The sequence below is a fragment of the Streptomyces sp. bgisy027 genome (assembly GCF_057710365.1).
This window is the reverse complement of record NZ_JBYIVZ010000013.1, coordinates 170,648-193,318: the sequence shown is the minus strand read 5'-3', so window position 1 is coordinate 193,318 and position 22,671 is coordinate 170,648. Positions and strand designations below refer to the sequence as shown.

The window sequence follows — 22,671 nt, the reverse complement described above, 5'->3', positions numbered from 1 at the left end:
GGGGTTGAGCAGGAAAACTGCAGAATCGCGGGCGATGAGCGCCCCAAGCGATGGCCATAAGAATACTAGGCGACTGGTATTTTTTGGCAAGTAGGAGGAAGATTGACCGCAGCGGAAGCCGCGGTGATCACCGGAAGGATGGAAGACCACCATCCGCACCGCGGCAGTCAGGAGGCGGCAGTGGCACGAGCACGGCAGGAACGAGCAGAGGTCACCCGGGAGGCGATCCTCGACGGCGCGGCGAAGGCTTTCGACGCCGCCGGTTTCGGCATCACCAGCCTGACGGACATCTCCCAGCACGCCGGAGTGACCAAGGGGGCCCTGTACTTCCACTTCCGGTCCAAGGAGGCTCTCGCCAAGGAACTGATGTCCGATCAGTTCGACGTGGCCTCCGTACTGGAGAACGCCGAGCGCCCAGGCGTGCAGACCGCCATCGACATCACCCATCGGATGGCTCACGACCTGCGTACCAGCATTCGCGTCCGGGCCGGCATCCGGCTCGTGATCGAGTTGGGCTCGTTCACCGATCCCAACCCCACGCTCTACAACAAGTGGATCGAGACCATCAGGGACTGCCTTGCTCCCGCGCAGGGGCGCGGGGATGTCAAACCCGAGGTCAACATCACCGATGCCGCGGTCTACATCGTCGGTTCGTTCGCCGGCGTGCAGATCACCTCTCAGGTCCGCAGCGGACGTGAGGATCTGCACGAGCGCGTAGCGGACATGTGGACGTACCTCCTTCCCGGGATCGTCCCGGCCCGCCGCGTCGCACGGTTCGATCCGGCGGGCTCGCCGGAACTGCACGCTTCAATCGGGCTGCCCGTCGGCGAGCGGGCGGATCTCGTGGCCGGCTGAACACTCTATGCCATCCAGTCCAGGCCGGGACCTTCGAGCGGGCACCCGGCCCTGGTCAGACCGCAAATGTCGTACGCCGCCCCGGTTGGGGACTCGGCCCAGGCGTTCAGCGCAGCCACACCGACACTCGTCCGCTGGACAATGAACAGCAACGCCCTGGTACTGACGGCGAGGAGCCGGTCGAAAAGCTCGGGCGTCACTTCGCCGATCCGTGCGGATCCGCCGGCTGCCGCGTTGTCGACGAGGATGCCGAACCCGGCTCCCTGTACGCCCAGTTCGGCCCGGAGGGGAAAGGCCCGCCCCCCTTCTCGCTCGATCAGGTCGACGGTCTGCTTCGCCGCTTTGCCGAGCAGCCGCCCATCAGCACCTGTCCTCGACCTGCGGGGCGCCCGTGAGCGGAGCGGCGGTCCGCACCTTCCACTCCACGTCGTCGGCCAGCAGGAGCGGCAGTACCAGCTCCCACAAGTTGCTCAGCCACTGCTGGGTCTCCGCATGCGAGACCCGCATCCAGGTCAGGGTCTCGACGCCGGACACAGCCGCTGTGACCATCGTGCGCGCCGAGGCGTCCGCGACGGACCGTCCCAGTTCTCCGTTCCTTCGCGCCTGCTCCAGCAGCTTCCACAGCCGCCCGAGCCAGAGCGGGTAGAAGTCGAGCGGCGTCGGATCGTCGTTGGCGCGTTCACGGGTGATGCGCACACTGGCCCTGACGAACGCGTTATGGCGCAGAAGTTGGTTGAGGATGTGCGTCACGTCCACGACGACCTGCAGGAAGACCGACTCCGTTTCGCGCAGCTCCTCCACGGTCGTCTCGAGAACGTCCTGGCCGCGCGCCAGCACCGCGTCGGCCAGGTCGTCCTTCGTCGAGAAGTGGAAGAAGAGGGCCCCCTTGGTCACGCCGGCCGAACTGCTCACTTCCGCCAGCGACGCCCTGCCGAAACCCTGAGCGGCGAACTGCTCGGCGGCCGCCACCACGAGCCGCTCCAGCGTTCGTTCGGACCGCTCCTGCTTCGCCATCATTGTCAGCCTCACTAAAAAATATCGGTCGGATGGTTTTTGCCCACTCCTCAGATGGGCTCACGCCACTCTGGAGCCGACCCCCGCACCCCAGGCCGCCGGCACGTCAGGCATCGTCGCCCGGCGAACGGGCAGCAGGTAGGCCGCATCGGCCAGGTCCGCGAGCACCTGGGCGACACCGGCCCTGCGCAGGGGTGCGGCAACCTCCTGAAGCTCCCGCCAGGCACTGCCCCGTGCCCCACCCACGAAGACCGGCCGGCCGATGGCTCCGGCGGCGGCCAGGTCCGCAAGACCGGAGAGCTGCCGAACGACAGTCCTGGTACGACCAGTGCAGATGAGAAGCAGCGCCTCCGCGCCCCAGTGACAGGACATCTCTGCCGCCGCTTGATCCAGCGTCAAGCCTGTCCCGAGGTTCACGGGCCGGACACCACGGCAGCTCAGCCGCATGGAGATCAGGAAGGCGTCGGCCGGGGATGCCGAGTCGCCGATCGCCCCCACAACGGCCGTCCGCGCTCCGAGGCCGCTCTCGATATCGCCCATCGCCTCTCCCTCCAGGGTCGCCATGGCCACCACTTTAAAAACCGGTCGAATGGTAGGTCAATAAAAGTCGGTCGAACGACTTGTTTTAGCTCAAGGATCGGCCGCGCTGTCGCAGTGCGGGGCGGCACTCGCCAACCACCCTGCGAGGCCGGCAGGTTGTCCATCGACCACACCGCTCCTGCCTCTCTCGGTCCGCCAGACCTGTCACGTCGGGAACAGGGGCAGCGGCAGCGTGTCCATCTCCGTGGCGCCGCTGGGGGGATCCTGACGTTTCCCGGAGATCGCGGCCGCTGACGGTCGAGAGGTGCCGCAGGAAGAGCCATCAAGTGGTGCGAAACGGAGCCGAGTTACGTAGGCCGCTGTTCACCGCGCGTCCAGCGCCAACGGTCGTCGCCGCATCCGCGCCGGTCATCATCGGTGGAACGGCGTGCGGCGCCGCCGATCGCCACCGCGGACCGAAGCGCGACGAACCTTGTGACCGCGCTCTTCACCTTCACGTCCGCGGTGTACGTGGACTGCCGCCGACACCCTGCCCCAGTACGCGCTGGCCCCGTGGCTCACCCTGCCGGCCTCAGCTGCGGTCATCCTCGGTGGCCGATGATGTGGCCGCCGATGGCGGGGGCGACCGTGAGCACATCCTCCCGCCGGCGCTCAGGGGACGACGTGGCGAGCTTCATCCGCGACAGCCGCCACACGCAGAGCAGGCACTTTCCGCATCCGCCGCAAGGGCGTTCGATGACGTTCAGGTCGATCACGTTCAGGTCGATCACGTTCAGGTCCGTACCGCGTAAAGCGTCTCCGTTTCGGGCGCTCAAGGTGCGGAGATTTGGCGGCCGCCCCCAGGACGAGCACGCTCAGCCCAGGAAGCTCAGTCGAATCTGACGGTTGACGTTGTCTTTGTTGGTGTCCGCCAACCTCCGCTAGGACAAGCCGGATCCTACCGATACGCCTCCCGGGGCCGTCTCAACCGAGGTCTTGCAGGAGCCGACGGCTGCGGGATCACCCCACTGTGCTCTCGGTCCGGCGGGCGATGCCCTCGAAGGCGTCGAGTGTCTTCCGGTCATGTGGACCGAACCCAAGCTCACGAATGCGCCGCTCGGTCTGTCGAATACGGCTCAGAAGCCGGTATTCACGTGGGGCAAGGCGGCCCCCACCACGATCTGGTGCTCCCGCGCAGACTGCTCCTTCATCCGGCTACGGAGCCCGGCTGCTCAGCGGCCTGCCGGGCGCGCATCATCAAAGGAGGGGGAACCATCGACGAGGAGTTGCCATGAGGTTGTCGTTCCTTGACCCCCTCTACGCGGAGCCGGGCCCGTTCGCCTCCGTGTACCTGGACACCTCCCGAAACGTCGCGAATCCCGAGCGAGCGATCGCGCTGCGCTGGCGGCGACTGCGCGAGAGTCTGTCCCGTCAGGGCTCGGACCGGGCGCTGCTGAACGTACTGGAGGAGGTGGTCGGCGCCGACACAGAGGTACCGGGGGTGCACGGTCAGGCCGTCTTCGCCACCCACGGCACGGTCGTCCTGGACGGGGAGCTGCCCAGGCCGCCCGAGCACGACTCCGCGCGCTACAGCACCCTGCCGCACGCGATACCCCTGGTCGCCCAGCACCTTCCGGAGATCCCCTACATGGCCGTAGTCGTCCACTACGGCGGTCTTCCGACCGCCGAGACCCACGGCTGGGTAACTCTTGAGGCGGAAACCGGCACCTGGCCCGCGTCCACCGTCACCCCGGGTGAGCGGCTGCACCGCAGGGTCGCAGTGGCGACCTGGCACCGCACCTCCCTCCGGCTCGGCCACCAGCTGGACGAACAGGCGCGGCGCGCCCATGCCGACGCCGTCGTCGTGGGTGGGGACGAGTGGGCGTGCAGCGTACTGATCCGCCGCTTGCCGCACACCCTGCGGGGCAAGGTCGTACGCGTGGGCGGCCGGACCCCCACCGACACCGGACGCGCCCTGTTGGAGCAGCAGCTCGATGGCGTCTTCCGCGGCCGCATGGCCGCGCACGACCGGGAACTGGTGGACATCTTCATCGGCCGGCGCGCCCTGGCCGGACCCATGACGGAGGGGCTGGCCGCCACCGTCGCCGCCCTCCAGCGTGGCCAGGTCGCGGCACTGCTGCTGAACCGGCCGCCAGGGTCTTCGCTGCAGCTCTGGGCGGGCTCCCAGCCCACTCAGCTCGCCCTGACCGAGGCGGAGCTGATGTCCTTCGGCGTGCGGGCCCCGCGCGAGGAACGCGCCGACGAGGCCCTCGTCCGGGCCCTCGTCGGCACCGGTGCCGAGCTGGTCGTCGTACCGGAGAGCGAGCTGAGGCTGTACGAGGGCGTGGGCGCCCTGCTGCGGTACACCGACCCGGGGACCCCGTCCTGACGCCGACGCTGCGCCACGGCGAGCATCGGCACACGCTGGCCGAGTCCGTACGGTCCGGCCCTGCGGCTCACATCGCCCTCGTAGAGGTCCGGGCCGACATCAACCGTGGACTTGCCGGTTGGCGGGCCAGACGCATCCGAGGTGAACTTCCGAAGAGCCACAGCACCGGGCTGTCCTCCAGCAGCACCGCGGAGCCGGCGTCGGCGCGGCGGGTGGCGAGAAACGCGTTCGGGTGAGGGCGTGACGTGATCAAGGGCGAGAACGGGGGCAATGGCGGACTGCGCGGAATGGGTTCGACGGACTTCCGAGACCAGCACCAGGGCCACGGTCACGGCACCGTGGCCGGTGCCGGCTCGTACACGGCTGAGCACGGCATCCCAGCTCCCCCCGCTGGTGCGGGGGTCAACTGCACGCTATCCGTGGGCAGTTAAGCGACCGCAAATGACGTCTAAAGCGCGCACGGGTGCGCGGCCCCGCGTTTCAGCGGATGGCAGGGATGACGCCGGCGGCCTCCAAGCGTGCCGGATCCGCCCGGAGTATGGCCTCGTGGGCGAGGCGCAGGGTGGGTCCCGGCTCGACGCCGAGCTCTTCTCTGATCATCCGGCGGGCGCTGCGGTACGTCCCCAGCGCGTCCCCCTGACGGCCCGCCCGGTACAGGGCGACCATCAACTGGCGGTAGAAGGGCTCCCGCAGCGGATGCCTGACGAGGAGGCCCTTCAGGTCCTCGATCACCTCGTGATGGCGACCGAGTGCCAGCGTGGAGTCGATACTCAGCTCGATGCAATTCAGCCGCTTTTCCTCGTGCACGGCCGCGAACGATTCGATGTCCAACGACCCTTGAATTCCCTCCAGAATAGGCCCCCGCCACAGCGACGACGCCCTGCGGAGAAGTTCGGAGGCATGCAGAAAATCGGCCGCGCCGTATCGTTCTCGGCCACGAGTGTAGAGCACTTCGAATTCTTGGAAATCTGTTGTGGCGCCGCTCACATCGAGAATGTATCCCGGCGATGTCGTGGCGATCGGAGACGTTCCTGTCGGTCCGTTCAGGATCTTCCGCAACTGTGAGACGTACACGCGCAGACTCGCGAAGGCGCAGCGCGGCGGACCCTGCTCCCAGAGTTCCGCCACGAGCTTCTCCCCCGGTACGGTCTTGCCCGCCCTGATCAGCAGCAGGGCGAGCAGTTTGGTGAGCTTGGGCTGCTCAGGCGTCAGGTCGACTCCGCCACGGGTGACCCGCAGCCGCCCCAGCAGCTCGTAGCGGAGCGCAAGGTCGGCCTGTAAACAGGGCACGGACACGACAACCCCCCGAATGCGCGAAACGCATTCAATTAAGATTCCGGTTCCCCCGCTCGACCCCAGGCATGGGGCCACATATGGACAGCAGTTTACTGCTGTGCCGTGCAGCATATGCGAGGTCGTTGCATGCTGCCAGCGCTTTCCGTTACACAGCCATTAAGGGGAATGAAAATCTGAAGGCCCGGATACGGGCGGCCGGAGAAATATCCACCGCCACCTACCGGGTGGCCGAACGACATTCAGCCAAGAGCCCGGCCCGCCGGTGAGCGGGCCGGGCTGTCCGGACCGAGAGCATGCTCGCGTCTGCGCCGCCGATCGGGCGGCCGCCGGTCAGGCCGCCGCCGGCCGGTCCGCCCCGAGTGTCTCCAGCAGCCAGGAGAAGAGCCGCTCGTGGAACAGCCGCATCGCACCCGAGTGGCAGTGCGCCCCACCCCCCTCGTCGGCCGTGAACACATGCAACGTCTTGGGCGAGTCGAGCCCTGTGTACACCTTCTTCGCGTGCTCCAGACCGGCGAAGAACAAGTCCTCCTCCGCGTCGAGGACGAGCACGGGGCTGCGCACTTGGCCGATCACCTCCGGCAGACCGAACGCGGTCAGCCTGCGCAGCAGTTGGGACGGGGTATCGGCGCCGAAGGTCCACAGCGCCTGCCGCAGCAGCCAGCGAGTGAAGGTCTGCCGGGCGGCGATCCCCCACATCACCGGGTCGGCGAAGTCGTCGCATCCCTGCTCGACCCACTCCAGGACAAACGGCGGCAGCCCCACGACGTCGCCCAGTTGCCAGACCGCGTCATGGGCGACGCAGCCGGCCAGCCGGTGCTCGAACGCCGCGGCCCGCACCGCGAGCAGGCCGCCGAGGCTGGTGCCCATCAGCGTCAGACGGTCGGGGTCCACGCCGGGCAGGGACAGTGCGTGGTCCACGACCGGCGTGACCACCTTCTCCCAGTCGGGGCGGAAGACCAGCCCCTGCTCGCGCAGGACCGACCCCTGCCCGGGCCCCTCGAAGCACAGACAGTGGTACCCGCGGGCGAGGGCCGCCGCCGCCACGAAGAAGTAGCCCTCCTCGACGGTGGAGTCGAGGCCGCCGTGGTGGATGATGGTCGGCCTGGGCTCGCCCGAGTCGTCCGCGCGGTAGAAGTAGGCGGGCAGTGAGGTGTCCTCGTAGGGGATGCGGACGAACTCCGGTGGCCGGTCCATGAGTTCGGCCGCATCGGCGAAGGTCTCCCTGGACAGTCCCATGAGTCGCAGGGCCTCCGGGTCCCCTGGTTGTTCGCGCTGGAAGAACTCGGCGGTCCGGTAGTAGTTGTGCGCCCGCAGCAGGGCGGAGCGGGCGTCGACGGTGCGGCCCTCGTCACGGGCTGCGGTGCCCAGCCGGTGGACGCGTTCGGCGAGAGTGGCCCACGCGTGCCGCCAGGCTTCGGTGTCGCCGTCGGGGATGTGTGCGGCGACTGCGACGACCTCGCCGAGCTGCGCACCGCCGTAATCGGCGTAACCCGCGGTGCGCAGCGCCTGGTAGTCGAAGGCGGGGTCGTCGAAGAGGAACTTCATGACAGCGGCTCCTGTGGTGGTGGGAGGTGATCCGGTGCCGTGCCGGGGCCTGTCCCGGCACGGGTGGTGCGGGTTCCGTTCAGAAACGTGTCGACGATCGACTCGGCGAACGCCACTGATTCCACAGGGCGTTGACGAAGGATCAGCCGAGCGGCCATCGGACCGGTGAGCAGTTCGACCGCGTCGTTCAGGTCGAGGTCGGCGCGCAGCTCACCGCTCGCGACGCCGTCCCGCAGCGCCCGCAGCATGGCTTCGCGTCGTGCGGCGACGACGGTGTCCTCGAACCTCTCGACCAGCTGCGGGCGGCGCACCGCCTCACCGAGCAGGCTGCCGATCAGGCGGTGCAGGTTGGTGTCCTGGCCGCGGTGGCGCAGCTGGTCCACCAGAGCCACCAGCTGGTCCCGCAGGCCGAGTCCTTCCAGCGGCGGCACGGGGAGATCGAGGGTGCTCAGCGCGGCCAGCACCAGCTCCTCCTTGTTGCGCCAGCGGCGGTAGATGGTGGCCCGGGCGACGCCGGCGCGTTGTGCGACCAGGTCCATGGACAGGTCGCCGAAGCTGCATCCCTCACTGAGCAGGCCGAGCGTGCTGTCCAGGATTGCCCGGTCGGCGGCGGGGTCGCGCTGGCGGCCGCCCCGGGGAGTGTGTCCCGGGGCAGCCGCCGGACGTTCGACGTGTGGCGGCATGCGGTTCAGACCTCCGTGGTGTGGACCTCTTTGTTGGCGGTCGGCTCTTCGGCGCCGGGCGTCCCGGCTGCCGTACGGGAAGGCAGGAGCAGCAGGCAGACGAGGGCGCCGAGGAAGGTGACGCCGGCGGCGACGAGGGCCGTGAGGTGCATCGCGGACACGAACGCGTCGACGGCGCGGGCCGCGAGCGCGGAGCCGGGCGCCCCCAGCTTCTCCGCGACGGTGAGGGTGGCCGCGACGGACTCCCGCGCCGTGTCGCGGACGGGGGCGGGCAGCGGCGTCAGGTGGTCCTCGACCCGGGAGCGGTAGGCAACGGAGAGCACCGAGCCGAGGACCGCGACGCCGAGGGCTCCGCCCACTTGTCGGAAGGTGGTGCTGACCGCCGCTCCGGTACCCGCGCGGCCCCGGGCTACGGCGGACATCGCGGCGAATGTCGCGGGGGGCATGACGCAGGCGATGCCGATGCCCATGACGAAGAGGACGGACTCGATGACCCAGACCTCGGTGTGTTCGTCCATGGTGGCCACGGCGAGGAAGGCGAGCGAGGCGAGCAGCATGCCGCCGGCACACACCGGCCGGACCCCCACGCGCTTGGCGGCGAGCGTGGCCGGCGGCGAGAACGCCAACTGGGCCACGGCCAGGGGCAGCAGCAGGCAGCCGGCCTCCAGCGGGGTCCAACCACGGACGCTCTGCAAGTAGAAGACCAGGAAGAAGGTGGCGCCGAGCAGGGCGAAGAAGACCAGGCCGATCACGGTCACGGCGGCGGAGAAGCGGCGGTTTTGGAGGAGGGCGAGGTCCAGCGCGGGGCGCGCGCTGCGGCGTTCCCAGAGAGTGAAGAGAGCCAGGACGGCGAGGCCGCCGAGCATCGGCCCCCAGACCGTGGCGTCCGCCCAGTCGTTCGACTCGCCGCCCTTGATCACGCCGTACACCAGGACGGTCAGGCCGGCCACGGAGAGGACTACGCCGAGGGGGTCGAAGCCGGTGCGCTCGGGATCGCGGGACTCGGGTACGACGAACAGGGTGGCGACGGCGCCGATCACGACGATCGGCAGGTTGATCAGGAACACCGAGCCCCACCAGAACCGTTCGAGCAGGGCACCGCCGGTGATGGGCCCCAGCGCGACGGCGAGTCCGGCGGCGCCCGCCCAGACGCCGATGGCCTTGGCGCGTTCGGCGGGCGGGAAGACGGCCACGATGATCGCGAGGGTGGCGGGCAGTACGAGGGCGCCGCCGACGCCCAGCCCGGCCCGGGCGATGATCAGTTCGTCGGCACTGCGGGCGTAGGCGGACCACAGGGAACAGCCGCCGAAGACGACAAGTCCGGCGAGCAGTGTGCGTTTGCGGCCGCAGCGGTCGGCGAGGACACCAGTGGTGAAGAGCAGGGCAGCGAAGACGAGGGTGTAGGAGTCGATCGACCACTGCAGCTCGCTCTGCCTGGCCCCGAGGCCGACGGGTGCCGGCTCGGCGAGTGTCTTCAGGGCCACGTTCAGGATCGACGTGTCCAGGACGACGAGGAGGAGGCTCACCAGCAGGACCGCGAGGACGCGCCATCGGTGCGGGTGCGCGGCCTGCGGGGTGTGCTCGGCGAGCTTGAGGCGGGGCTGAGATGTCACGGATTCCGCTCCTCGAAAGGAAGAGGGGTGCGTGAGCCGAGTGCCGTTCTACTGCCGTGTGTTGTCGACGCTAGACCTGGTGGGCAATCGAGTCAACGGTGTATCGAAACATCGTTGACTCGATTGCCGGCTCCCCGCTGGGGCGCACTTCCACGAGCCGTCACGGACCGTCCGGGCCCGGCGCGCGGCCGAACGACCGCCGTGCGGACCGGGCGCCCTGACAGTCGGCCACCGCCTTTCGATCCCGGACCATTGTCGAAAGACCGTCGTACGGTGAGGCGCGCAGTCGGCCTACCCGCCTTCTGGGCCCAGCGCGCTGGCGACCACAAAGCGGCCAGCGACTTGTTCGCAGCGCAGGTGCCAGTCTCCTGCCGTTCGGTCCAACCGCCAGCCGCCGTCCCGCGGTTCGGGCCGGGGGCGCAGGCGGGAGAAGTCGTGCGCCAGGCCTACGCCGAGTGCCTTCGTGTAGGCCTCCTTCAGCGTCCACAGGCGTACCAGCCTCAGGTTCCGCTCTGCCGGCGGCAGCCCGCGCACTTCCGCCAGTTCTTCCGGGTGGCAGAACTTCTCGGCGAGTCCGGGTGCCAGCAGGGGGCGGTCCGAGGCCTCGACGTCCACTCCGATCCGGCGGCCGCGGGCGACGCCGACCACGAGCATCCCGGCCGTGTGGCTGATGCTCACATCCAGTCCGGCGGGCCGGTGCAGGACCGGGCGCCCGTGGCCGTCACGGCCCACGACCACTCGGTCCGGTGCGGTGTCCGCCACGACGGCCACCGCGTGGCGCAGCAACAACCGGGAGCCCAGAAGCCTTGCCCGTACGAGGGGTTCGCGCGCCGTCCGGTAGCGCGGCCAGTCCGGGCCGAGCACCTCACGCACGGCCGGCGCCATCTCCCCTCCGCTTCCCCAGTCGTCCGGCCGGCCGTGGCAGACCGCGTATCCGTGCCGCAGCACCGCCTCATGGACCGCGCGCCAGCCCACCGCAGACAAAGGGCCAACAGAAAGCGGTCTCCCGTCAGTTGGGGAACCTCCGGGAAGCGGCCCCACATCAGGTGACGAGCCCCCGGGGGCCGCCTCCTCGAATGCCGCGTCCGAATCCACCATCACCGTCCCCTTCGCCGCCTCGGTAGGCACTGCGTGCCAGCACTGACTGTGCCAGCTGGCGCACCCACCGTTGCATCCGCTGGGACAACGACCACCCCGAAGACTCCAAACCCGTGACGTGCGCGCCAATTTTCGCTTTACGTCTCCTTTTCACGGCACCTCAAGGCTGATGTCACCGGGTGGCACGCGGTGCCTCCCCAAGGTTCCACACCGCACCAGTACCAACCGCGGAAAGGACAGCCTGTGCCTCACCAGCCTGACCCCCGAACGTTGACGGACGCCGTACGAGCCGGCGTGGAACGCCATCCCGACCGTGCCGCCTTCGTGTACCTGCACGAGGACGGCCTGGGGATGAGGCCCGAGGAGCTCAGTTACGCCGAACTGGACCGGCGGGCCCGCGTCGTGGCCGCCCGGCTGCGCCAAGCGTCCAAGGGCGACCCTTCTCGCCCGGTCCTGCTGCTCTACCCGCCGACCCTGGACTTCGTCACAGCCTTCCTGAGCTGCTTCTACGCCGGCCGTACGGCCATTCCGGCCCCACTGCCCGACGAGCCCGGCGAACGGCTGGCCCGGGTCAGCGGCATCCTGCGGGACGCCAAGGTGGGAGCGGTCCTGACCCTCCCCCAGTACCGGCAGGCCATCAGCGCCTGGCTGGCCGCCTCGGGGGAGCAGGACGTGGTGTGCCTGTCAACCGGCGTCGACGAGGACGACGGCACCGATCCCGACCCGTGGACCCCGCCCCAGGTACGCGGCACCGACGTGGCTTTCCTCCAGTACAGCTCCGGCTCCACCAGCGAGCCCAAGGGCGTGATGGTCACGCACACCAATCTCGCCGCCAACCAGGAGGCCATCCGTTCCGCCATGAAGACGCCGCAGGGCGTCGTGGCGGGCAGCTGGCTGCCGCTCTACCACGACATGGGGCTCATCGGCATGACACTGCAACCGCTGTGGGTGGGAGGCACCAGTGTGCAGATGTCACCGATCTCGTTCATCAAACAGCCGGGGCGCTGGCTACGCATGATCCACGACTACCGTGTGGAGGGCACCGCCTCGCCCAACTTCGGCTACGAGCTGTGCGTCCGGCGCGTCTCCGAGGAGCAGTCGGCGGGTCTGGACCTGTCCAGCCTGCGGGTGGCGCTCAACGGGGCCGAGCCGGTGCGCGCCGACACCCTGCGCGCCTTCGTCCGGCGCTTCGCCGGCAACGGACTGCGCGCCGAGGCCGTACTGCCCTGCTACGGCCTGGCCGAGAACACGCTGCTGGTCTCCGGCAACGACCCCGAGTCGCCGCACCTGGAACTCACCGTCGACGCCCAGGCCCTGGAGCAGGACGAGCTGCGTCCCGCCCGCACCGACCGCCTGAGCCGCACCCTGGTCAGCTGCGGCCGCCCGAAAGACACCGAAGTGCTGATCGTGGACCCGATGTCCCTGCGGGTGCTGCCCGGCGGGCAGGTCGGCGAAATCTGGCTGCGCGGACCGTCGGTGGCCGCCGGCTACTGGAACCGGAGCGAGCTCACCGCCGAGATCTTCCGGGCGGTGACGGCGGACGGCCGGGCCGGCTGCTTGCGCACCGGCGACCTCGGGGCGCTGCACGACGAGGAGCTCTATGTCACCGGGCGGATCAAGGAGATGCTCATCCAGCACGGCCGCAACCTCTACCCGCAGGACATCGAGCAGGCCGTCCAGGAGTCCGGGGACGCGTTCCGGCGTGGCGGCGGCGCGGTGTTCAGCGTCCCCGACGAGACGTCCGAACGCGCCCACGTGGTCGTGGTGCAGGAGCTCAGGGCCTGGGCGACCAGCGACGAGGAGGCCCTGGCCCGCCTCGCCACCTCCGTGCAGGCGCTGCTCAGCCGCCAGTTCCAGCTGCCCGCGGTGAGCGTGGTGCTCGTACGGCCCGGGGTGATCCGCAAGACCACCAGCGGCAAGACGCAGCGCACGCTCATGCGTCGGCTCTTCCTCGACGGCGGCCTGCCCATGCTGCACCAGCGCCTGGCACCCGCGGTCGTCGCCCTGCTGCCCGCCACGGACGCGGCACCCGCGCCCACCGCCGCCGTGTCTCCCCGCCCCTGAGATCCGCGTCCGAGATCCCGAGAAAGAAGTACGCCATGAGCATCGCCCCCGGCACGCGTACCGCCACCCCCCAACCCCTGGACCGTCCCTCGCCGCATGGGAACGCCTCCGACCTCGAGCTGTGGCTGACCGAACGGGTGGCCTTCCACCTGCACCGGGCGTGCGACGAGATCGACCCCGACACCCCGCTCGCCGACTACGGCATCGACTCGGTCGCGGCCATCAGCATCTGCGGCGAGATCGAACAGCACTACCGGCTCGCGGTCGCCCCCACCATCGCGTACGACTTCCCGACCGTCCACGCGATCACCGGTCACCTCGCCGAGCGCCTGGCCGACAAGACGAAGCACGACGAGGAGCCCTCATGACCGAACGCGAACCCATCGCGGTCGTCGGCCTCGACTGCCGCTTCCCCGGCGCCCGCAACGCCCAGGAGTACTGGTCGCTCCTCATGGACGGACGCGACGGCACGGACCGCGTGCCCGAACAGCGCTGGGACGCCGACCGCTACTACGCCACTGCGTCGGCCGCCCCGCAGAGCGCCCGCGAGGCCCGGCCGCGGGGCCGCAGCAACACGGTGCGCGGCGGCTTCATCGCCGACCCCGACGCCTTCGACCCCGGCTTCTTCGGGATCGCCCCGCGCGAGGCCACCGCCATGGACCCGCAGCAACGGCTGCTGCTGCAGTGCTCGTGGCGGGCCATCGAGGACGCCGCGCTCGCTCCGCAGGACCTGGCCGGCACCGAGACCGGCGTGTTCGTCGGCGTGATGGCCAACGAGTGGGCGTTCCTGCAACTCGCCGATTACGACCGGATCACCGCTCGTCACGGCTCGGGCAACGGCTACTTCATGGGCGCGAACCGCGTCTCGTACCATCTCGACCTCAAGGGCCCCAGCCTGGCGGTGGACACGGCCTGCTCCTCCTCGCTCGTCGCCGTCCACCTCGCGGTGAACGCGCTGCGCGCCAAAGAGTGCGACCACGCCCTCGCGGCGGGCACCAACCTGATCATGACGCCGGTCATCAACATCTTCTACGCCCAGGCCGGTCTCTCGGCGCCGGACGGCCGCTGCAAGCCGTTCAGCGCCTCCGCCGACGGGATCGGACGAGCCGAGGGCGTGGCGGTGCTGGTACTGCGCAGACTGAGCGACGCCCTGGCGGACCGTCAGCCGGTGTACGCCGTGCTGAAGGAGACCGGGATCAACCAGGACGGGCGCAGCAACGGCATCACGGCGCCCAACCGCTGGGCGCAGCAGCGGCTGATCGAGTCCGTGTGGCGGCGGGCCGGCGTCACCGCCGATGACATCCGCTTCGTGGAGGCGCACGGCACCGGGACGCTGCTGGGCGACTTCATCGAGGCCCAGGCGCTCGGCGAGCTGACCAGTGGCCGCGGCGGCGGAAGCGTCGCGCTGGGCTCGGTCAAGAGCAATTTCGGGCACGCGGAGGGCGCGGCCGGGATCGCCGGGCTCATCAAGGCCGTCCTCGCACTGCACCACCGCACGGTGCCGCCGAGTCGGTTCGCCGACGACGAGAACCCGAAACTGGAACTGGCCGGGCGCCGGCTGTCCCTGCTGAGGTCGCCGCTCAAGCTGCCGTCCGGCACCGTGCACGCCGCGGTGAGCAGTTTCGGCATGGGCGGCAGCAACGCGCACGCGGTGCTGGGCTCCGCGCCCCGCGCGGTCCACCACAGCCGGCACGCGGCACCGGGCGTGTTCACCCTCTCCGCCCGCACCCCGGAGCGGCTGCGCGCGAATCTGCTGGCGCAGGCCGACGCCCTGTCCCGCCGTCCCGGGAGCCAGCTGGCGCAGCTGTGCTGGACCAGCAACCGCGTCAAGTCCCGGCTGCCGCACCGCGCGGCCGTGGCAGCGGGCGATCTGCCCACGCTGGTCGCCGGGTTGCGGAATGCCGCGGAGCGCGCCGAGGGGACCGCGCGGGTGGACGGCGGGCGGCGAGGGGTGCCGTCGGTGGCGTTCGCCTTCACGGGGCAGGGCGCCCAGCACCCTCGTATGACCGCGTCCTGGTACCGGTCGTGCCCCGCCTACGCGCGCCACCTCGAGGAGATCGACACGCTGCTCGCCCCGCACACCGGAGTGTCCGTGCGCGACCAGGTGCTCGACGGAGACGCGGAGGTCCAGCGCGCACGGCTGGCCCAGCCCGCGCTGTTCGCCGTCGGGTACGCGATGGCCGCCACCCTGACCGAGGCCGGGATCAGACCGTCGTACGTGATCGGGCACAGCATCGGCGAGTTCGCCGCCGCGTGCGCGGCCGGGGCGCTGGACGTGGCGGACGCGGCGCGGCTGGTCGCCCGGCGCGGGGCGCTGATGGAGAAGCTGCCCAAGGACGGCGGGATGCTCGCGGTGAGCCTGGGCGCCACGGAGGTGGAACCGCTGCTGGTGGGGCGGGCGCGGCTGGGCGTGGCCGCGCTCAACGGCCCGCGCAGCACCGTGATAGCCGGGGATCTCGCCGAACTGGTCGCGGTGGAGAGGGAGTTGGCCGAGCGCAAGGTGTCCGTCCGGCGGCTCACCGTCTCGCATGCCTTCCACTCGCCGCTGATGCGGCCCGTGGTCGAGGAGTTCCGCCGGGAGTGCGCGGACGTGTCCGACCGGCGGCCTGCGCTCCCGGTGTTCTCGACGGTGTACGGACGTGAGTTGAGCGGCGAGGAGACCATGGACGCCGCGTACTGGGCGCGGCAGATCACCGAGCCGGTCCGGTTCGCCGAGGCCGCGGGCGCGCTCCTCGCCACCGGCGTCACCCATGTGGTGGAGATCGGCCCGCGCGCGGTGCTCACCCCGCTGCTGTCGACGTTGCGGGCGGACGGGGACCATGCCGTGAGCCTGCACGGCGCGCACCCGGGAGAGCACGCTCCCGGACACCGCCCCCAGCAGCTGTTCGGGGAGCTGTGGTGCGCCGGTCTCACGCCGGACTGGGACCTGCTGTACGACGCGGAGGACCGGGTGCCGCGCCGACTGCCGCCGTACCTGTTCGACGAGTCGTTCCGGTCCTGGCGCTCCGGTGCCGCGCCCGGACTTCCGGAACCGTCCACGCCATCCGTCCCCGCCGACGCGGACACCGCCGCGGAACCGAGTGGCGCGGACCGCGGGGAATCGTGCCCGCCGGCCCCGGCGGGGAACCCGCCCGACTCCCTCGCCGTGCTGACACGCCGTCTGGTGTGCCAGGTCGGCGGGCACGACCCGCAGCACGTGCACGACCACGACCGGCTCCACGAGGACCTGGGCTTCGACTCGATCCGGGTGATGGAGCTGAAGACCCGAATCGAGGACGCACTGCCGCAACTCGGGTCGCTCCCGATCGAGGACCTGCTCGCCAGCCTGCGCACGGTCGCCGACCTGGTCGCGTACCTGCGCAGCCAACTCCCCCACGGCTCCGCCACCCCCCTTCCCATGACTATGGAAGGAACACGTTGATGGCACCTCCCACCACGTACCTGGCCTCGGTCGGCACCTGCCTGCCCGGGGACCCGGTGGACAACGCGACCCTGGCCAAACTCGTCGGCGTCGACGAGACATGGGCCGAGATGTTCACCGGCAACATCAGCCGGTACTTCGCCGTCGACCTGGCGACCGGCCAGATACGGCACAGCCTGGCCGACATCGCGACGACCGCGGCCGACCGGGCGCTGGCGGAGGCCGGCCTGGAGCCGGGTGACGTCGACTGCGTCGTACTGGGCACGGCCACCCCGGACCATCTGATGCCCGCCACGGTGAACCTGGTCGCGGACCGGCTCGGCGTCGACAACGTCCCCACGTACCAGCTCCAGTCCGGTTGCGCCGGTGCCGTACAGGCCCTGGACGTGGCCCGCACCCTGCTGCTGGCCGGACGCTGCACCACCGCGCTGGTGATCGGCGGTGACGTGTGTGCCAAGCATCTTCAGACGGACTTCGACCCTGGCAGCCGTACGTCCGCCGAACTCGTCAACTACGTGCTCTTCGGCGACGGGGCCGGCGCGGCCGTGCTCAGCACCGAGGCCTGGGGCCAGGGCATCGAGATCCGGCAGGTGCTCAACCGGCTGGTGGGCCTGGGCCGGGAGCCCGGCCAGGTCATCGACTGGTTCGGGCTCGGCGACCGGCACAGCGACCGCACGGCTGTCTTCGAGGACTACAAGGCGATCGAAGAGGCGGTGCCGGTCATGGCCGGGCAGATGTTCTGGGAGCTCCTGGACGACCTCGGCTGGAGCGCCGACGCAGTGGACTTCCTGCTGCCCCCACAGCTCTCCGGCCGGATGAGCGACCGCATCTCCGCGGGCATGCCCTCCCCGGAAGCCCGGCGTATCAACGTGGTGCGCACCGTCGGGAACAACGGCAACGCACTGCCGTTCCTCCAGCTCGCCGAGCTGCTGCGGCAGTGGGACGGCCCCGGGCGCGCGGTCGCGGTCGCCATCGAGTCCAGCAAGTGGATCAAGTCGGGTATCGCCCTGGAGCGTTCATGACCGAGACCGAGAACCGCACCCTCGGCGCCTCCGGCACCTGGCACGACCCCCAGGCTCTCGGCGCCCTGCGCGCCCTGCATCGGGCGGGCACGCTCGCCACGGAGTACGGACGGGTACGGGCCCTGCTGGCACGCATGCCCACGACCGACCTGCCGGCCGCGGGCCAGCTGCTGGCCCGGCTCGATGCGAAGGAGGTATGCCGCCACGCCGACGTGCCGGTGGTCACGGTCACCGTCACGGGCCACTCCACGGTAGCCCCCCTTGTGGCCCCCCTCACCGCCGAACTGGCCCGGCACGGGATGCTGTTGGAGGCGAAAGTCGCGCCGTACGGTTCTTATCTGCAGGACCTGATGCGGCCCGCGGTGACCGGAGAGGAGCAGCCGCAACTCACGCTGTGTCTGCTCGACGCGTACACGGTCTTCGACGACGTCACCGTGCCCTGGCGGGTCGAGGACGTCGAGGCAGCGGCACGGGCCCGGCTTGCGCTCGTCGCCGGCGCCGTGCGCACCCACCAGGAGGCCGGGCGTGGCCTGCTCGTCCTCAACACCGTGCCACTGCACCGCCGTTACACCCACCAGCTGGTCGACCTACGCTCCCGCGCCCGGCTCGGCGCGGTGTGGCGGGACTTCAACCGCGGTCTGCTGTCCCTCGCCGAGCAGCACCCCGGGGTGGTCGTCGTGGACCTCGATCCGCTGGTGGCCGAGGGCGTTCCCGCGTGCGATCCACGCACCGCGCAGTACGCCCGCGCCCGGCTGTCCGACGCGTTGCTCGCCGCCTACGCCCGGGAGGCCGCCCACGTCGTCCGCGCGCGGCTGGGCCGCACCCGCAAGTGTCTGGTGCTGGACCTGGACGGCACGCTGTGGGGAGGGGTGCTCGGCGAGGACGGGCCCGGCGGCGTCGACCTCGGCTCCGGCCTGCGGGGCGAGGCCTTCCAGGAGTTCCAACGGGTGCTCGGGCAACTCGGCGCGCAGGGCGTGCTGCTGGCGGTCAGCAGCAAGAACGACACCGACGCGGTGCGCGAAATGCTGCGCACCCATCCGGCCATGGTGCTGCGCGAGGACGACTTCGTCCGCGTCAACGCCAACTGGAAGGCGAAGCACGACAATCTCCGCGACATTGCTGACCGGCTCGGGCTCGGCCTGGACAGCTTCGTCTTCGTCGACGACAGCCTCTTCGAGTGCGGGCTGGTCGCCGAGCAGTTGCCCGAAATCGCCGTCGTCCGGGTCGACGAGGAGCCCGCCCTGCACCCCTCGGCGCTACTGGCCGACGGCTGGTTCGACCTGTTCGAGCTCACCGAGGCCGACCTGGAACGGGTCGGCCGCTACCGCACCGAGGCCCTGCGGCAGGAATTCCGCGAGGACTTCGGTTCCTACCAGGACTATCTGGAAGGACTCGGGCTGGAGGTCCTCCTGCGGCCGCCGGAGGAGTCGGAGATCGCCCGGCTCTCCCAGCTCACGCTGCGCACCAACCAGTTCCACCTGGCCACCGAACGCCTGCAGGTCCCGCAGGTGTCGGCGCGGATGGAGCGCCCGGGGCTGCACGTGATCGCGGTGCGGGCGCGCGATCGGTTCGGCGACCACGGCCTGGTCGGCGCCCTGTTCCTGCGGCGCGACGCGGAGGTGCTGCGCATCGACAACTTCGTCCTCAGCTGCCGGGTGTTCTCCCGGGGCATCGAGAGCGCCTGCGTGACGGCGGTGCTGGAGTTCGCCCGTGACACCGGCGCGGGCGCCGTGACGGGCCGCTATCGGCCCACGCCCCGCAACTCCGCATTCGCCTCCTTCTACGCCGAGCACGGCTTCGCCGTCACCGGCACCGATCCGGACGACCCCGACGCGGTCACCCTGCGGCACGACCTCGGCGACATCACCCCTGCCCCCGCCCATCTGCGGCTGCAAGCCGCGTTCGGGCCGTTCGACGGAGACTCCGCATGACCACTGCCCTCGCCGACACCGAAGAGTTCCGCACTCTCCTGGAGGAAGAACTCGGCCTGCAGGTCAGGGCCGAGGACCTCGACCGCCCCCTGGACGACTTCCCCGACTGGGACTCGGTGCTGCTGCTGCGGCTGGTGACCGTCGTGGAGAACCTCGTCGGCCGACGCATCCCAGTGGTCGACATGCTGGAGACGAGGACCTTCCGGCAGATGTACGAAGTGGTGGCGGGCCGGTGACCACGCCCCAGGTCGATCCCGCACTCGTACCCGCCGAACCCGAGGCCTGCCTGCACTTCCGCGCCCTGTTCCTCGACACCCAGCTGGACCTCGTCCTTTCCCCCGGCTTCGGCAGGCGGATACGGGCCGGCCTCGCCCGCCTCGTCACCGGCGGTGGGAACGGCACGGGGACCGGCGGCGCGTCTGAGGTCCCGGCGCGTGTCCCGGAAGAGGCACGTGTACCCGAAGAGAAAGGAACGGCCCGGTGATCCCCGTAGCCGAGTTGCGTAGGTTCGCCCTTCCCCACGCGTACGCCCAGGGCATCCCCGGAGATGTCGTCCACCGGGTGATGCGGAACCTCGATGAGGACCCCAAGGGCGAAGGCCCCGGCGTCTGGACCCACGAGTGGTCGTCGCTCGCGAAGGCGGCCGAGGCACGCGGCCGCGATCTGGACGCGGTTCGCTACTACATGATGGCCCGCTTCCCGTACGTGGATGGGCCGAGCCGGCAGGCGGCACAGAACGCCGGCGTGGAGGCCTTCGACCGCTGGCGCAAACGCGTCCGCGGCATCTCCCGGCTCGATCTGCCCTTCGACGGGGCGGGCTTCGCCTGCTGGGCCGCAGGGCTGTCCCAGCGCAGCAGTCTCCCGCTCATCCTTGTTCTGGGCGGCGTCACCAGTACGAAGGAGCAGTGGGCCCCGGTGCTGGCCGGAGCCGACCGGCTCGGCGCGGCCGTCGTGGTCACGGAACTGCCCGGCCTCGGCGAGAACACCCTCACCTACGGATCGGACAGCACGCGCATGCTCACGTATCTCCTCGACCTGCTCGGCCGTGCCGCCGACGCCTCCCGTACCTGTGTCGTGGGCCTGAGCTTCGGCGGGCATCTCGCCCTGCGACACGCGCTGGAGGACGATCGCATCCGGGGACTGGCGACCGCCGGGGCACCGGTGCGCGACTTCTTCACCCGCGCCGCGCACTGCACGCCGCTGCCCCGCCTGATGACGCTGACCCTGTCCCACGTGATGCGGACGCCGGTGGACCGGCTCCCGGCCACCCTCGCCGACTGGGGCGTCGACGAGGAGCGGCTGACCCGACTGCGCACCCCGGTCGCGTACGCGGCGAGCCGCGACGACGAGGTCGCGCCGCCGTCCGACGTCCGGTTGCTGGAGCAGACCGTGCCGCACCTGCGCCTGGTCGAGAACGACGCCCTCGGCGACCGGCCCGATCAGGCTGCCGAGACCCGGCTGTGGCTGCTGTCGCAGGCGCTGCGCATGGCCGGCACGGCGAGCCGCGTCCGCCGGGCCGCCTCGGCCCGGGCCCGGGTCCTGCGCGCACGCCGCCGCCTCGCCCGTACATTGCCCGGAGCCCCTGCATGACCACCACGGCTCCGGCGTCCTGCCTCGGCCGGGCGCCCCGCGAGGACGCCCGGCTCAGGCTGTTCTGCTTCCACCACGCGGGCGGCGGCGCCTCGTTCTTCAGCTCGTGGCCCGGTCGCCTTCCGTTCGACGTCGACGTCCTGCCGGTGCAGTTGCCGGGCCGCGAGGCGCGCTACCGCGAGCCCCGCTTCCAGGACGCGGGCGAGGTCATCGAGGCCCTCGGGCGCGATCTCGCGCCTCGGCTCGACGAGGGGCCCTGGGCCGCCTACGGCCACAGCATGGGCGCGATGGTGGCCTTCGCGCTGACGGCAGCCCGGCTGCGCGAGGGCGGCCGCCCTCCCGAGGCCCTGTTCCTCGGGGCGTACGCGGCGCCGTGCGTGGCGCCGTCGCTGCCGCCGCCCGACCGGTACGACGACCACGAACTGGCCCGTATGCTGGTGGACTTCGGCGGGCTGAGTCCGCGGTTCCTCGGACGGGACGACTGGCTGCGGGTGCTGCTGCCCATCCTCCGCGACGACCTGCGGGTATGCGCGACCCACCACCGGGCGGGACTGCCGGACCCGGACGACGAACGGGCCCGGCTGCCGCTCCACGTCGAGGCTTTCGCGGGCGTCGACGACCCGCTCGTCACCCCAGGCACGGTGCGGGCCTGGGGGAGGTACGTGAACAGCTTCCGCATGACCACCGTCCCTGGCGGTCACTTCTTTCCGCGCCAGGCACCCGATCCGTTCTTCGACCGGCTCAGCCCTTCGCTGGCCCGGCTTCTCGCGGAACTGGGCGCACCACCTTCGGCACCCGGTTGATGCGTCGTTGGATCTCGTCGGCGTTCTTCTCGTACAGCGTGGCCTGCTCCTTGACGCCCGGCATGACCCACAGCGGGCGTGACGAGGCGTCGGCGAAGCGGAGTCCAACGGTGTCGGGCCGCAGTCCGGTCAGGGTGAGCGCGAAGGGCTTCAGGTAGTCGATGCCGGCGTCCGAAGTGAGCCGGAACGGCCGGTCGTGGCCCGGGTAGACCACGTCGGACACAGCAAGGACCCGTTCGATGCTGCGGGCGGCCTGGTCGGCGTCCCAGAAGACCAGGGGGTTGCGTTTGGTGAGGGCGACGTACGCGAAGTGCAGGGCGTCGCCGGTGATGGTGGCGCGCCCCCGCTCGGTCTGCACGACCACGCCGATGCTGCCGGGTGAGTGGCCGGGCAGGCCGATGACGTCCACGCCCGGGATGATCTCCTCCCCGTCCGTGACCTCGCGGACGGGGAGTTGTTCGAGGAGCAGCCCCGTCCAGGCGGGCGTGGCCCAGTCGTTGGCGTGCGGGGTGTGCGCGTACCGGCGCTCGTCGGGGTGGAGGACGAGGGTGGCCTGCGGGAACAGATCGATGTTCTGGACGTGGTCCCAGTGGGCGTGGGTGAGGACGACGGTGTCGATGTCCTCGGCGTCGAGGCCGTGTGCGGCGAGCGCGTTCCACAGGAAGGGGCGGCGGCCGACGTGGGCGGCGTCGACGAGGATGTTCCGGTGCCGTCCGGCGGCGTCCGGGCCGCGTACGAGGAACACCCCGCAGAAGGCGGGATAGCCCTGGTCGGTGTCGATGGCGAAGCCGGGCAGGAGGATGTCGATCGTCGGCATGGAACCCCCAT

The 22,671-nt window shown here is 70.6% G+C and carries 20 protein-coding genes; 11 read left to right on the top strand and 9 right to left on the bottom strand.

The features are described 5' to 3' along the window. Positions 1-102: 102 nt before the first annotated feature. Positions 103-855 (top strand): ScbR family autoregulator-binding transcription factor, encoded by a 753-nt coding sequence (locus AC3ETA_RS16210; protein WP_432193581.1) that lies wholly within the window; start codon positions 103-105, stop codon positions 853-855. A 360-nt stretch (positions 856-1,215) separates the two neighbouring features. Here the strand turns inward: AC3ETA_RS16210 and AC3ETA_RS16205 are convergent, their stop codons facing one another. The 3 genes from AC3ETA_RS16205 to AC3ETA_RS16195 all read right to left on the bottom strand — a co-directional run bounded on the left by AC3ETA_RS16205 (position 1,216) and on the right by AC3ETA_RS16195 (position 3,179). After that, a complete protein-coding gene (locus AC3ETA_RS16205; RefSeq protein ID WP_432193580.1) occupies positions 1,216-1,872 on the bottom strand; it encodes a ScbR family autoregulator-binding transcription factor in 657 nt (218 codons plus the stop codon). 57 nt (positions 1,873-1,929) lie between these two features. Further along, positions 1,930-2,433: a hypothetical protein gene (locus tag AC3ETA_RS16200; RefSeq protein ID WP_432193579.1), complete on the bottom strand. Its 504-nt coding sequence runs from the start codon at positions 2,431-2,433 to the stop codon at positions 1,930-1,932. 557 nt (positions 2,434-2,990) lie between these two features. Beyond that, on the bottom strand, positions 2,991-3,179 hold the full coding sequence (locus AC3ETA_RS16195) for a hypothetical protein (protein WP_432193578.1): 189 nt from the start codon (positions 3,177-3,179) through the stop codon (positions 2,991-2,993). Between the two features lie 500 nt (positions 3,180-3,679). Between AC3ETA_RS16195 and AC3ETA_RS16190 the strand changes: the two genes are divergently transcribed. Next, on the top strand, positions 3,680-4,777 hold the full coding sequence (locus AC3ETA_RS16190; protein WP_432193577.1) for a baeRF2 domain-containing protein: 1,098 nt from the start codon (positions 3,680-3,682) through the stop codon (positions 4,775-4,777). Between the two features lie 480 nt (positions 4,778-5,257). On the opposite strand, the gene AC3ETA_RS16185 is transcribed toward AC3ETA_RS16190, so the two are convergent. From AC3ETA_RS16185 to AC3ETA_RS16165, 5 genes are all read right to left on the bottom strand, one after another. After that, positions 5,258-6,073, bottom strand: a complete 816-nt coding sequence (locus tag AC3ETA_RS16185) for an AfsR/SARP family transcriptional regulator (RefSeq protein ID WP_432193576.1) — start codon at positions 6,071-6,073, stop codon at positions 5,258-5,260. 330 nt (positions 6,074-6,403) lie between these two features. Then, complete coding sequence (locus AC3ETA_RS16180) at positions 6,404-7,618, bottom strand: alpha/beta hydrolase family protein (protein ID WP_432193575.1); 1,215 nt, start codon at positions 7,616-7,618, stop codon at positions 6,404-6,406. Next, a complete protein-coding gene (locus AC3ETA_RS16175) occupies positions 7,615-8,301 on the bottom strand; it encodes a TetR/AcrR family transcriptional regulator (protein WP_345020908.1) in 687 nt (228 codons plus the stop codon). Before AC3ETA_RS16175 ends, AC3ETA_RS16180 begins: the two co-directional genes overlap by 4 nt. Positions 8,302-8,306: 5 nt before the next feature. Beyond that, positions 8,307-9,914, bottom strand: a complete 1,608-nt coding sequence (locus AC3ETA_RS16170) for a DHA2 family efflux MFS transporter permease subunit (protein ID WP_432193574.1) — start codon at positions 9,912-9,914, stop codon at positions 8,307-8,309. Between the two features lie 291 nt (positions 9,915-10,205). Further along, complete coding sequence (locus AC3ETA_RS16165; RefSeq protein ID WP_488187637.1) at positions 10,206-10,799, bottom strand: 4'-phosphopantetheinyl transferase family protein; 594 nt, start codon at positions 10,797-10,799, stop codon at positions 10,206-10,208. A 456-nt stretch (positions 10,800-11,255) separates the two neighbouring features. Between AC3ETA_RS16165 and AC3ETA_RS16160 the strand changes: the two genes are divergently transcribed. The 9 genes from AC3ETA_RS16160 to AC3ETA_RS16120 are packed head-to-tail and all read left to right on the top strand — an operon-like array spanning position 11,256 to position 21,843. Beyond that, positions 11,256-13,076, top strand: a complete 1,821-nt coding sequence (locus AC3ETA_RS16160; RefSeq protein WP_432193573.1) for a fatty acyl-AMP ligase — start codon at positions 11,256-11,258, stop codon at positions 13,074-13,076. 35 nt (positions 13,077-13,111) lie between these two features. Continuing rightward, positions 13,112-13,444 (top strand): acyl carrier protein, encoded by a 333-nt coding sequence (locus AC3ETA_RS16155; RefSeq protein WP_432193572.1) that lies wholly within the window; start codon positions 13,112-13,114, stop codon positions 13,442-13,444. Continuing rightward, positions 13,441-16,497: a type I polyketide synthase gene (locus AC3ETA_RS16150; protein WP_432193571.1), complete on the top strand. Its 3,057-nt coding sequence runs from the start codon at positions 13,441-13,443 to the stop codon at positions 16,495-16,497. The genes AC3ETA_RS16155 and AC3ETA_RS16150 overlap by 4 nt, the downstream gene beginning before the upstream one ends. Continuing rightward, positions 16,497-17,519, top strand: a complete 1,023-nt coding sequence (locus AC3ETA_RS16145; RefSeq protein WP_432193570.1) for a 3-oxoacyl-ACP synthase III family protein — start codon at positions 16,497-16,499, stop codon at positions 17,517-17,519. The genes AC3ETA_RS16150 and AC3ETA_RS16145 overlap by 1 nt, the downstream gene beginning before the upstream one ends. Next, positions 17,516-19,450: an HAD-IIIC family phosphatase gene (locus tag AC3ETA_RS16140; protein WP_432193569.1), complete on the top strand. Its 1,935-nt coding sequence runs from the start codon at positions 17,516-17,518 to the stop codon at positions 19,448-19,450. Before AC3ETA_RS16145 ends, AC3ETA_RS16140 begins: the two co-directional genes overlap by 4 nt. Further along, the gene (locus AC3ETA_RS16135; RefSeq protein ID WP_250081147.1) at positions 19,447-19,686 is read left to right on the top strand and encodes a phosphopantetheine-binding protein; all 240 of its coding nucleotides are present in this window, start codon (positions 19,447-19,449) and stop codon (positions 19,684-19,686) included. Before AC3ETA_RS16140 ends, AC3ETA_RS16135 begins: the two co-directional genes overlap by 4 nt. Next, positions 19,683-19,934, top strand: a complete 252-nt coding sequence (locus tag AC3ETA_RS16130; protein ID WP_432193568.1) for a hypothetical protein — start codon at positions 19,683-19,685, stop codon at positions 19,932-19,934. The genes AC3ETA_RS16135 and AC3ETA_RS16130 overlap by 4 nt, the downstream gene beginning before the upstream one ends. Continuing rightward, entirely contained in the window at positions 19,931-21,040 is a 1,110-nt protein-coding gene (locus tag AC3ETA_RS16125) for an alpha/beta fold hydrolase (RefSeq protein ID WP_432193567.1), read from the top strand. Before AC3ETA_RS16130 ends, AC3ETA_RS16125 begins: the two co-directional genes overlap by 4 nt. Beyond that, the gene (locus AC3ETA_RS16120; RefSeq protein ID WP_432193566.1) at positions 21,037-21,843 is read left to right on the top strand and encodes a thioesterase II family protein; all 807 of its coding nucleotides are present in this window, start codon (positions 21,037-21,039) and stop codon (positions 21,841-21,843) included. Before AC3ETA_RS16125 ends, AC3ETA_RS16120 begins: the two co-directional genes overlap by 4 nt. On the opposite strand, the gene AC3ETA_RS16115 is transcribed toward AC3ETA_RS16120, so the two are convergent. Next, positions 21,782-22,660, bottom strand: a complete 879-nt coding sequence (locus AC3ETA_RS16115) for an MBL fold metallo-hydrolase (protein WP_432193565.1) — start codon at positions 22,658-22,660, stop codon at positions 21,782-21,784. The genes AC3ETA_RS16120 and AC3ETA_RS16115 overlap by 62 nt on opposite strands. Between the last annotated feature and the right edge of the window lie 11 nt (positions 22,661-22,671).